Origin of the sequence: Duncaniella sp. B8 (assembly GCF_005304985.1) — a bacterium.
GTDB lineage: Bacteria > Bacteroidota > Bacteroidia > Bacteroidales > Muribaculaceae > Duncaniella > Duncaniella muris.
In genome coordinates this window covers 1,948,221-1,959,453 of the sequence record NZ_CP040121.1, presented here as the reverse complement: position 1 = coordinate 1,959,453, position 11,233 = coordinate 1,948,221, and the positions used below count along the sequence as shown (strand labels likewise).

The 11,233-nt window shown below is 52.9% G+C and carries 9 protein-coding genes and 1 other RNA gene; 2 read left to right on the top strand and 8 right to left on the bottom strand.

Translation table 11 applies throughout. The features are described from left to right. Positions 1–93: 93 nt before the first annotated feature. Positions 94–1,125, bottom strand: a complete 1,032-nt coding sequence (locus FDZ78_RS08385) for a hypothetical protein (protein ID WP_123398818.1) — start codon at positions 1,123–1,125, stop codon at positions 94–96. A 289-nt stretch (positions 1,126–1,414) separates the two neighbouring features. On the opposite strand from FDZ78_RS08385, the gene FDZ78_RS08380 reads away from it, so the two are divergent. Both FDZ78_RS08380 and FDZ78_RS08375 read left to right on the top strand, forming a co-directional pair. Beyond that, positions 1,415–2,005: an RNA polymerase sigma factor gene (locus FDZ78_RS08380; protein ID WP_136408399.1), complete on the top strand. Its 591-nt coding sequence runs from the start codon at positions 1,415–1,417 to the stop codon at positions 2,003–2,005. Between the two features lie 95 nt (positions 2,006–2,100). Beyond that, complete coding sequence (locus FDZ78_RS08375; RefSeq protein WP_123398820.1) at positions 2,101–3,180, top strand: porin; 1,080 nt, start codon at positions 2,101–2,103, stop codon at positions 3,178–3,180. Between the two features lie 14 nt (positions 3,181–3,194). On the opposite strand, the gene ffs is transcribed toward FDZ78_RS08375, so the two are convergent. The 7 genes from ffs to FDZ78_RS08340 all read right to left on the bottom strand — a co-directional run bounded on the left by ffs (position 3,195) and on the right by FDZ78_RS08340 (position 11,197). Then, positions 3,195–3,294: signal recognition particle sRNA small type (gene ffs, locus FDZ78_RS08370), an RNA gene on the bottom strand. 698 nt (positions 3,295–3,992) lie between these two features. Beyond that, positions 3,993–5,288: a tyrosine--tRNA ligase gene (gene tyrS, locus FDZ78_RS08365; RefSeq protein WP_107033186.1), complete on the bottom strand. Its 1,296-nt coding sequence runs from the start codon at positions 5,286–5,288 to the stop codon at positions 3,993–3,995. Between the two features lie 71 nt (positions 5,289–5,359). Further along, positions 5,360–6,556, bottom strand: coding sequence for a pyridoxal phosphate-dependent aminotransferase (locus FDZ78_RS08360; RefSeq protein ID WP_137426195.1), 1,197 nt, complete (start codon positions 6,554–6,556; stop codon positions 5,360–5,362). A gap of 191 nt (positions 6,557–6,747) precedes the next feature. Further along, positions 6,748–8,094 (bottom strand): electron transport complex subunit RsxC, encoded by a 1,347-nt coding sequence (gene rsxC / locus FDZ78_RS08355; RefSeq protein ID WP_123398822.1) that lies wholly within the window; start codon positions 8,092–8,094, stop codon positions 6,748–6,750. 4 nt (positions 8,095–8,098) lie between these two features. Next, positions 8,099–8,971 carry an RnfABCDGE type electron transport complex subunit B gene (locus FDZ78_RS08350; protein WP_123398823.1) on the bottom strand — a complete coding sequence of 291 codons (873 nt, stop codon included), beginning with the start codon at positions 8,969–8,971 and terminating at the stop codon, positions 8,099–8,101. A 47-nt stretch (positions 8,972–9,018) separates the two neighbouring features. Next, positions 9,019–9,441, bottom strand: coding sequence for a SoxR reducing system RseC family protein (locus tag FDZ78_RS08345; RefSeq protein ID WP_123398824.1), 423 nt, complete (start codon positions 9,439–9,441; stop codon positions 9,019–9,021). A gap of 265 nt (positions 9,442–9,706) precedes the next feature. Further along, on the bottom strand, positions 9,707–11,197 hold the full coding sequence (locus FDZ78_RS08340; protein ID WP_172480111.1) for a lipopolysaccharide biosynthesis protein: 1,491 nt from the start codon (positions 11,195–11,197) through the stop codon (positions 9,707–9,709). Positions 11,198–11,233: the final 36 nt, after the last annotated feature.

Sequence of the window (11,233 nt, the reverse complement as noted above, 5' to 3'; positions counted from 1 at the left end):
TTAAGCAAAAAATAATAAGTGAATCATAGGTTAAAATCCGGTAACTCGTGAGAGCAGCCGGATTTGTTTTTTCTGAAATGATCAAATGAATAATCAAAGCCCCATGACATCACGCAGCAGCGGCAGCTGGGCATCCATAGTAAAATTGCGGCTGCGTTCAAGGGCTTTCCGTCCACAGCGCTCTCTCAGTCCGGAATCAGACAACAACGCATGCAGCCCGGCGGACAGAGAGTCAAGATCGCCGAGACGATAAGGAATGCCGGCACCGTCTGAGAAGAAATAACTGATGACCGAGAGATCTGTATAGACCACCGGCTTTGCATTCCTTGCAGCCGAAATGGCAAGCATCTGACCGGAAGCCCCGACATCTTCCCTGAGAGGGACAATAACAACCTCGGCACCCGTAAGGATCGACTCGAACTGATCTTTCGGGAGATTGTAAAGAAGAGTTACATTGTCAAGGGAGGGAGGGCACTCAATGCCGTTAAGCGATGAGGCGACAAAGACAAACTGTCTGTCAGGAAAACGCCCGGCAAGTCTGAACATCAGAGGATAGTCTCGGTTCGTATATCCTCCGGTAAACACATATGAATCAGGAAGACCGGCTGTCCGTTGATCCTCTTTGGCCACGGGTGTGAAATCGGAACAGAATGGTATGAATTTCAGATTAACTTTTGACGAAAGGGCTCTGTAGTACTCGATCTCCCCCTCTGACTGGGTCAGAATAGTAAAACGGCTGTCGGCAAGGAGAAACCGGAGAATTCGTTTCACCAGCGGTTTGCGTCCGAGTTCATGTAGATAAAAATTATGGAAGTAGACGCGGCAGTCGCCCAAAGCCAGTCCGGCCAGACGGCAGATGAGCATGAACGGCAACTGGGCCGAAGTGCAGTAGACAATGCGGTTTCTGAAAGTCAGCGGCTGCACAGCCCATTTGAAAAAGGCCTTAGTCCATTCACGCAGCAGACCTTTCTTTGAAAGAAAACCGGACTTCGAAGCCTCTGATATATAAAGCAATCTGACCTCTCCCCCGTTGGCCGCATACCACTCTGCCACACTTGGCAGGCCATAGGATTTATATTGGTTGAGAACAACCATTGTTTTGCCGCAGTGTTCGGAAGAAGCCATGATATTGTGAAGATTCAGGTTGTGGTGGTGGGAATAGCAGATTCTAACGTCGTTTTTGCCTTGTTTCAGACAGTTCTTAAATAGAAGAACACCAATTCATCGGAATTATTGTGTGAAACATAGAATAACAGTGGTTAAAGTATGTCAATACAATTGCGAGGTCAATGAAATTTTGATATATTTGCCATAGGAATTCCGGTTTATTGTATGCCGCCTTTATTTTAACGTTTTTTAATCAAATTTACCGCCTATAGAACATTGCTACTCTAACCAATCAAACGAGAAACCAATGCAAAATCTGTCAAAGCTCGCCGACCGTGATCTGGTTGCAGCTTATGCCAATGACAACAACAACGCTTTTGACGTATTGCTTGAACGCCATCAGCAGAAAGTCTATTCCTACATTTTTCACATTGTAAAAAACAAGGATATTGCCGACGACATCTTCCAGGAGACATTCGTCAAAGCCATCATGACCATCAAGCAGGGACGCTATACCGAGCACGGCAAATTTTCGGGATGGCTCACCCGGATAGCCCACAATCTGATCATCGACTTCTTCCGCCAGGAAAAAATCGAGAATGCCGTCTCGGCCGATGACGAAACCAGCGATGTGCTCAACCGCCGCGACCTCTGTGAAGGGAATATCGAGGATGCCATAGTGAGCACCCAGATCGACGAAGATCTGCGACGCATTGTCATGGCCCTCCCTGATCCGCAGCGCGAGGTGCTCGTGATGCGCTTCTACCGCAACATGTCATTTAAGGAAATAGCCGAAGCCACATCCGTCAGCATCAACACCGCTCTCGGACGCATGCGCTACGCCATCATAAACATGCGCCGCATCGCTGCCGAAAACAATATCGCACTTGCCATCTGAGAGGAGCGGCCGGCCCCATTCCGCGTGCAGGCTGACTTCTCTAAAGAAAAATTTCATAAACCCGCATCATTCAGACTCTATCCTCACACTGACTAATGAAACTACACATCAGACATCTCTGCCTCCCTCTTGCCATCGTTGCCTTTCTGGCATCATCTCAGAAAAGTCTTGCCGCTGAAAACCAGCAGTCCGGCACTCAGCCGCAATCTGACGAAGTCAGCAAAGACAAGGTTAATCTTGTCCCCAAAATCCACGGCACAGTCCGCGCCCGCTGGGAGATGGACACCAAGGGGGGCGAAAACCGCTTTGCGGTGCGCAATGCCCGCGTGTCTATTTCCGGAGAGATAGCCCAGCCTATCGACTATTATATCCAGACCGACTTCTGCGACCAGGGCAAAATGAAGATCCTCGATGCCTGGGGGCGTGTCAGCTTTACCAAGCGCCTGCGCCTGCAGGGCGGACAGTTCCGCCTGCCTTTCGGCACCGACTGTTTCCGCGGACCGGGCACATATTTTTTCTCAAACCACTCGTTTATCGGCGGCATAATGAACAACGTGCGCGGTGTCGGAGCCAAGCTGAGCTATACCTTTCCCACAAGCGGATCATCGCTCCTCAGCCTTGAAGCCGGAGCGTTCAACCCCACTTCGATGGCTGACCATAATGTGTGGGTGAAAGAGATGGCCTTTGCCGGAAAAGCCCTTTGGACAATCGGCGAGGTAAAGATCGCCGCCGGTGCCGAGACTCTTATCCCGGACTCTGTGCGCATCAATTCGCTCACGGGCTCCGTGACATGGACCCACGGCGGTCTCACTCTTGAGGGCGAGTATCTCAACAAGCACTACACCAACAAGGCCCACAAGGCTGCTCACGGCTACAATGTGTTTGCCGACTACGGTTTTCCTGTAAAAGCAGGCATATTCAACCGCGCCTCGGTCCAGGCCCGATTCGACGGAATGACTGCCTACAGCAGCGGTAACAGAAATGACGAAGGGAAACTTTTCACTGACTATGCCGCGCGCAACCGTGTGACAGTCGGGGGTACTCTGAGCTACATTTATAAATTCGTGCGCTGCGATCTGCGCCTCAGCTATGAGAAGTATTTCTATCACCACGATGCCGTGGTGCCTGTAGGCGACGGAGATAAAGTGTGTGCCGAACTGGTTGTAAAGTTCTGAAAAGGGCACAAAAAAAAGGGTAAGCTTACTACATCGCACCGCTACAACCTGATACCGTTGCTTCGATCAAGACCTGGCGGAGTTCTCAGGGAGCTGGTCGTGTAGGACTTACCCGGCTGCAAAGGTACTACTTTTCCCCGAATCCGCAAGCATCCAGGCTGAATATTTTTCTCGCGGAGCAGATTTCTTCAAAAAATTCTTTCTAAAAACGTCAAAAATACGGCCTCGCTGGCGCTTTCTCCGAGCATCAGCGAGGCTGCAACGCATTCGCGCGGTAATGAAGCCAGACAAAGATGCAAGAATAAAACGCCACATCCAGTCCGGCTGATGCGAAGAAGGAAGACGCAGCGCCAACTATCTGCTGCCGGAAACATCCTGAAATCGGCCCGCACTAATTGTTTTCAATTAGAACAGACACCTAAATAATAGAAAATTACCCATATTTAGGTATGTTCAGACGCATAATGTTATTGTAATTTTGCATACAGATAATTATACGAGAATAACAGATAAAAACATTTGGACAATAAAGCTTAGCTATAGATAGCTCATGTAATCTATTTTAATTGAATGCTATTGTTTAAACGGTATGATGCAAAGTCGCGATGACCCCTACATCATACCGGTTTTTATTTCCTGCATAGACTTTTATCGGACAGCAATAATATAAAAAGCAAGCCCAACTTCTTTTTCTTTCAAGAAGCCGGACTTATCTTTTTATAATTTAGCAGACAGTAATAATCTTGAATGGCGCTTAGAGGTGATTATGCAACACTCCTCTTAAAAAAACGTCATTTCATAGGGGCGGATTGTCAGTCTGCCACGTGGAGCAGGAAGTAGTTCTTCTTGCCGCGCTGCACGAGGATGTATTTGTCGTTGAGAAGCATGTCGGCAGTCACGGGAGCATAGGGATCAGAGATTTTCTCCTTGTTGATGCTGACTCCTCCGCCCTGGACCATTTTTCGCATCTCGCCCTTCGAGGGGAAGACGGCGGCTGTCTCGGTCAGCAGATCGGCAAGTTTCACTCCTTCGCTGATGGCCGAACGGGGCACTTCGAACTGCGGCACACCTTCCATCACTGCAAGCAGAGTGGCTTCATCGATCTTGCGGAGGGTCTCGCCGGCATGGTTGCTGAAGAGAATCTGCGAGGCTTCGACGGCGGCTTCATAGTCAGCTGCCGAGTGTACCATTGTGGTGATTTCCTTGGCCAGACGCTTCTGCAGCGGACGTGCGCCGGGATTCTGGGCCTGCTCCTCGACGAGAGCGGCAACCTCCTCACGGGTCAGTTCAGTGAATATCTTGATATATTTTTCAGCATCGGCGTCAGAAACGTTGAGCCAGAACTGGTAGAACTTGTAGGGTGAGGTGTAGCGCGGATCGAGCCACACATTGCCGCTTTCGGTCTTGCCGAATTTTCCTCCGTCGGCCTTGGTGATCAGCGGGCAAGTAAGTGCGTAGGCCTCGCCTCCGGCTGTGCGGCGGATAAGTTCTGTGCCGGTGGTTATGTTGCCCCACTGGTCGGAACCGCCGAGTTGCAGACGGCAGTTTTTCTCCTTGTAGAGGTGGAGGAAGTCATAGCCCTGACAAAGCTGATAGGAGAATTCGGTGAACGACATGCCCTGCTGTGATTCGCCGCTCAGGCGCTTCTTCACTGAATCCTTGGCCATCATGTAGTTGACGGTGATATGCTTGCCTACGTCGCGGATGAAGTCAAGGAAACTGAAATTCTTCATCCAGTCATAGTTGTTGACCATCTCGGCTGCGTTTGGCGCATCGGAGTCGAAGTCGAGGAATTTGGCAAGCTGGTTCTTGATTGCCTCCTGATTGTGGCGGAGGGTTTCTTCGTCGAGAAGCTTGCGCTCCTGGCTCTTCATGGAGGGGTCGCCGATCATGCCTGTGGCGCCGCCTACGAGCGCGATGGGCTTGTGGCCTGCGCGCTGGAAGTGTTTGAGCATCATGACGCCCACAAGGTGGCCGATGTGGAGAGAGTCAGCCGTCGGGTCAATGCCGAGGTAGGCTGTGGTCATTTCTTTCTTAAGCTGCTCGTCGGTGCCGGGCATCATCTGATGGATCATGCCGCGCCATGAGAGTTCTTCTATAAAGTCCATGTACAATGGGTTTGTTTTAGTGTATGTTTGATTTAAGAGGCTGTTTAAAAACAAGCTCTAACGGATATGGATTATTTCAGTGTGGCGAGTGTGGCGGCGATGCGGCGCATGGCTTCGCGCAGATTGTCGTCGGAAGTGGCGTAGCTCAGACGGATGTAGCCTTCCATGCCGAAAGCGCCGCCGTCGACTGTTGCAACGTGGCCTTTTTCAAGGAGATACATGGCCAAGTCGGCCGATGAGCCGATGGTGTTGCCTTCGGGAGTGGTCTTGCCGATATATGCGCTGACTTCGGGGAAGAGATAGAAGGCGCCATGCGGGCAGTTGACTTTCAGTCCGGGGATCTGCGAGGCGAGCTCTACCACAAGGTTGCGGCGACGTTCGAATGCCTTGTTCATCTCAGCCACACACTGCTGCGAACCGGTGTAGGCAGCCTCGGCGGCTTTCTGCGCGATAGATGATGCGTTTGACGAGTACTGACCCTGGAGTTTGGTGACAGCCTTGGCAAGCCACTGGGGAGCTGCGCAGTAGCCTATACGCCAGCCGGTCATGGCGTAAGCTTTGGAGACACCGTTGATGATGATGGTGCGGTCAGCGATTTCGGGGAATGATGCCAGTGATGTGAAAGATCCTGTGAAGTTGATGTGTTCATAGATTTCGTCGGCCAGCACAAGAATCTGCGGATGCTTTGCGAGCACGTCAACCAAGCCCTGTAGTTCTTCGCGCGAATAGATGCTGCCGGTGGGGTTCGAGGGCGAGCAGAGGAGTATCATGCGAGTGGCCGGAGTGATGGCTGCTTCGAGCTGGGCGGGGGTGATCTTGAAATCCTGGGTGATGTCGGCCTGAACTTCGACAGTTGTGCCGCCTGCCAGTTTCACCATCTCCACATAGCTGACCCATGCGGGCATGGGGATGATAACCTCGTCGGCCGGATTGATGGTGGCGAGGATCACATTGCAGAGGGCCTGCTTGGCACCGTTTGACACCACGATCTGCTCCGGAGCATAGCTGACACCGTTTTCGCGCGAGAGCTTTTCAGACACAGCCTTGCGCAGCGACATATAGCCCGGCACAGGGGTATAGAATGTATAATTCTCGTCAATGGCTCGTTTTGCGGCATCCTTGATGTGGGCCGGGGTTTCGAAATCGGGTTCGCCGACTGAAAGATTGATCACATCGACACCCTGAGCCTTGAGCTCGTTGCTTTTTTGCGACATGGCCAGTGTGGCCGATGGTGCGAGCGCCTGCACTCTGTCAGAAATGTGGGTCATTACGAATCTGTTTTAATGGTTAAGTTGATATATTTGTGCAAAGATACGGATATTTGCCGAATAAGCCGAGCAAAAAAATGTGCCGGATTCAAAAAATCCGGCACATTTTTCATTCATTATACCTGAGGGGCATTGACTATTGCCAGAAGCCCTCGGTGTTTCGGGTGAAATACGAGGCCGCTGACACTGCGTCAGGCCTTCTTGGCTGCTGCGCGGGCGCGCATGGCGGCCATGACTTTCTGTTTGCCCAGACGGACGAAGTCGACAACCGGACGCGAGGCGGGGCAGGCGTAGCTGCATGATCCGCACTCTATGCAGTTGGCCACCTTGTTGGCTTCAACCTCATCCCACTCCTTGAGACGAGAGAGAGTGGCAAGCAGGAAGGGTTCGAGTCCCATCGGACATGCGTCGGAGCAGCGGCCGCAGCGAATGCAGTTTTCAACCGGGCGGCGGTGGGCATAGCGCTTGTCGAGCAGGATGCCTGAGGTGCCCTTGATCATCGGAGTCTGGAGCGTAGAGGCTGTACGACCCATCATCGGACCTCCGATGATGATCTTTTCAGGTTCCTCCAGGCCTTCGGTCAGAGTGGCGAGGATAGTTCCGAACGGCACCCTCAGGTTGCGTCCTGTGTTGCCGTCATGAAGAGTGAGCACGCGGTCCATAAGCGGTTCGCTGAGCACTACGGCACGGTAAACGGCATAGGCTGTAGCCACATTTTGGACTATGGCTCCGGTTGCGATAGGCAGACCGCCGGAGGGCACTTCCTTCCCGATGACAGCTTCGATGAGCTGCTTTTCGCCGCCCTGCGGATATTTGACTTTCATGGGCATCACTTCGATTCCCGGTACGGTAGAAGCCGCCTGGGTCAGGGCCTCGATGGCTTCGGGCTTGTTGTTTTCGATAGCGATGACTCCGCGGCTTACGCCTGCGGCTTTCATCAGAAGGCTCACGCCCTTGACAATCTCACGCGGGTTCTCGCGCATGAGCATGTCGTCGCAAGAGAGACAGGGCTCACACTCGGCAGCGTTGATGATCACCACCTCTGCCTTCGATCCGGGAGGGGGCGACAGTTTCACGTGGCAGGGGAAGGTGGCTCCGCCAAGGCCCACGATGCCGGCATTCTTGATGATGTCTATGATGGCTTTGCCGTCAAGCGCGGCAATTTCGGCTTCGCTGCGGGCCGGAGTCTCGCGCTGTTCGAGCGCCTTTGCGTCAGCCTCGCGGTCGGCCTCATCGCTCTTGATATAGATGGCCTCCACGGGCAGTCCCTGAGGGGTGCGGCAGACGTCGATCTTGACCACGGTGCCTGAAATGGGGCTGTGGACGGGAGCCGACACAAAACCGCCGGCCTCGGCAACCATGTCGCCGCGCTTTACTTTATCGCCTTTTTTCACTACAGGCTTTGCCGGAGCTCCGATGTGCTGGGCTACCGGAAGGACTACTTCGGCGGGAAGGGGCATATTTTCAATCGGCTTGCCGGCCGCTATCTTGTTTTCGGCGGGATGGATGCCGCCAATTTTAAACGTATGGAGTTTCATGGTTTCAGGCGGGAGTTTCTTCAGTTTTCAGTTTTACCTCTGCTGTGGGAGCGGCTTTCTTCACGGGGAAGTTCACGGCATGGATGGCGTGGGTCGGGCAGACGTCCACACACTTGCGACAGAGCTTACACTTCTCATAGTCGATATATGAAAGATTGTTGGCGATGGTTATGGCCTCGTGTGTGCACTCTTTGGCACACTTCGTGCAGCCGATGCAGGCAACCTTGCATTCTTTCATTGCCAACGCGCCTTTTTCTTTGTTAGAGCAGGCCACGTAGACCCTCATGCCGCGTGGGCCTTTGAAACGGAGCTCGATTATGGAGCGCGGGCAGGCCTTGACGCAGGCGCCGCAGCCCACACACTTATCTTCGATCACCTCCGGCAGACCGGTTTCGAGGTTCATCTTCATAGCGCCGTAGGGGCAGGCGGTAACACAGTCGCCACAGCCGAGACAGCCGTTGGGACAAGCTGACTCGCCGGTGCCGAGCGAGGCAAGCACGGCGCAGGTGGGCGCACCCTCGAATCGGGCTATCTGCGGACGCAGGTCGCAGGTGCCGTTACATTTGATTACAGCGATTTTGGGTTTGGTCTCGGCGGCGGCCAGTCCGACAATCTCACCGATCTGTTTCATGACCGCGCTGCCTGAAGCCGGGCAGGAAAGTCCGTCGAGCGTATCGGCTCCGACACATGCGGCCGCGAAGTCTCGACATCCGCTACGTCCGCAACCGCCACAGTTAGCGCCGGGCAGAAGGGCTTCAACTTGGTCAATACGGGGATCTTCCTGAACATGGAAACGCTTGGCCACAATGTAAAGCACGGCAGCGCCCACAATTCCGATAACCCCAAGTACAATAATGGAAGTTACAACAACATTCATGGTAAAAAATTATAAGAGCCTGTATAACAGATATATTTTAATCAGTACTATAGCCTGGTCACTTTCCAGCTGATCTTCTGGGCCAATTGCCTGCGGAGGCGGTAGAGCAGGAGATCATAGAGCAGCAGAAAGCCGAAACCTATGGCGAGCGACCAGCCTCCAAGTTCCGGGAAACCGAGCCGGAGACCGACCACGGAGCCGCCGAAAATCAGCGTCGGGAGAATCAGCGCCCACCACGTGGCCCTCAGTGTAGAGCCTGAGCTGGCAGTAACCTCCACCCGTTCACCAGGATTGAAGTCCGAAGCAAGCGGAGTGTCAATGGTCAGGAGTTCATGGCCGCCACCTTTGGTGTTGCACAGGGCGGTGATGGCACATCCGTCACATTTACACGCTTCTTCGGTGCGAATGGTCAGCGAGTTCCGGCCGACCGATTCGATCACTCCACGGTGTGTTACGTCTTCTTTGCTCATCGGGATTTTGGTTAAAATGCAATATTATGCGTCTGCAAAGTTAGCGTTTTCTCACCATTCGGACAAACAAAAATTTCATCTCCCGCTCCGGCTGACCGGAAATGACATGGAAATGGCACTCAACCTCTAAGAAATTGTTTAGAGGGTGTTTCATAACAAGAGTTAAAATCTGAGTGGTGTATCTTTTAGATAAATTGTTGCAAGGGAGGAAGAAGCATAGCCACGCTATCTGACGAATGAAAAGCCGGAAAGAGCCGGCCATCCTTCAGCGCCGCCGAGGGAGCATATCTGACAAACGGATATGCTCGATGCGCATGGCCATCAGAATATAGCCCAGCAGCAGTGGGGTGCGTATGATCATGTTGAGCCAGGGCCGGTGGCCGAAGGCTATAAGTTCGGCGAAAAACCACAGCGCTATCGCACTGACGAAATAGAACACTATGCGCGAAACCTGGTAGCCGATCGGAAATTTGACAAGTCCGGCCAAATAGCTCACCAGCATCATGGTGCCATAGCAGGCAAATGATGCCCAGGCGCAGCCCATATAGCCGAAGCGAGGCACGAGCAGTACGTTTAGCGCCACAGTGACAGCCAGTCCGAGCAGCGAGAACCACATGCCCCAGACCGTCTTGTCGGTGAGCTTATACCACAGCGAGAGGTTGAAGAAGATCCCGAAGAAGAATTCCGCTATCATGACTATAGGCACCACCTTGAGGCCGCTGAAATAGCTTTCGGCTATGAACAGGCGCAGAATATCGAGGTAGAACATCACTCCGAGAAAGATGACCATAGCGAAGATGACGAAGTATTTCATCGCATCGCGGTAGCTCTGCATGCGGTCATCGCCTCTGTCCTTAGCCTTGGCGAAGATAAATGGCTCGTAGGCAAAACGGAATGCCTGAATAAACATCACCATCACAATGGCAATCTTGATATTGGCCCCATAGATGCCGAGCTGCGACATGGCCTCGGCCTTATCGGGATACAGTTCCGGGAAGAGGATTGAATAGAGCGTACTGTTCATGATGCCGGCAATGCCAAGTACCAGGAGCGGCGCGGAGTAGGCTATCATCTCTCGCCATAGGCGCGGATTGAACTTCCAGCTGAAGCCACGGAGTTCGGGCAGCAGCAACAGCATGGTCACAGCCGAGCTGACAAGGTTGGCCAGGAAGATGTAGCCGATGCCGAAATCAGGATCATAGAACCAGGCTATCCAGCCGGGAGCCTGGGTCCAGAGCCAGGGGCAGATGAGTATGAAAAACAGATTCAGTCCGATGTTGAGTCCGATGTTGACCAGACGCAGCAGAGCGAAGCGCATGGGGCGTTTGCGGAAACGCAGATATGAGAACGGCAGGCAGCAGAATGCGTCGATGGCCACTGTCAGAGCCATCATGACAACGTAAGTTTCATTTCCTGCGCAGTGCATGGCCTCGCTGACCGGGCCAAGCACGGCAAGCACAAGCGCCATGAAAGCCGTCGAGCTGACGGCAAGCGAGATCAGCGAGGTTGAGTAGACCTCCATCGGGTCCTTGTAGCGCTCATGGTTGGCAAAGCGGAAAAATCCGGTTTCCATTCCGTAGGTCAGAATGATCAGCGCCAGCGCCACTATGGAGTATATAAAGGTGACAAGGCCGTATTCGGCCGAAGGAAACATGCGGGTGTAGAGCGGCACCAGACACCAGTTGAGAAAACGTCCGATGATGCTGCTCAGTCCGTAGATGGCCGTATCCTTGGCCAGTGACTTGATTCCTGCCATTATTGCAGAGCGGTAATTTGATTTTTTTGAGACTGT

Coding starts and splice junctions, on each gene's coding strand:
- FDZ78_RS08385 (WP_123398818.1), bottom strand. CDS start 1,125: ATGGCTTCTTCCGAACACTGCGGCAAAACAATGGTTGTTCTCAACCAA.
- FDZ78_RS08380 (WP_136408399.1), top strand. CDS start 1,415: ATGCAAAATCTGTCAAAGCTCGCCGACCGTGATCTGGTTGCAGCTTAT.
- FDZ78_RS08375 (WP_123398820.1), top strand. CDS start 2,101: ATGAAACTACACATCAGACATCTCTGCCTCCCTCTTGCCATCGTTGCC.
- tyrS (WP_107033186.1), bottom strand. CDS start 5,288: ATGGACTTTATAGAAGAACTCTCATGGCGCGGCATGATCCATCAGATG.
- FDZ78_RS08360 (WP_137426195.1), bottom strand. CDS start 6,556: ATGACCCACATTTCTGACAGAGTGCAGGCGCTCGCACCATCGGCCACA.
- rsxC (WP_123398822.1), bottom strand. CDS start 8,094: ATGAAACTCCATACGTTTAAAATTGGCGGCATCCATCCCGCCGAAAAC.
- FDZ78_RS08350 (WP_123398823.1), bottom strand. CDS start 8,971: ATGAATGTTGTTGTAACTTCCATTATTGTACTTGGGGTTATCGGAATT.
- FDZ78_RS08345 (WP_123398824.1), bottom strand. CDS start 9,441: ATGAGCAAAGAAGACGTAACACACCGTGGAGTGATCGAATCGGTCGGC.
- FDZ78_RS08340 (WP_172480111.1), bottom strand. CDS start 11,197: ATGGCAGGAATCAAGTCACTGGCCAAGGATACGGCCATCTACGGACTG.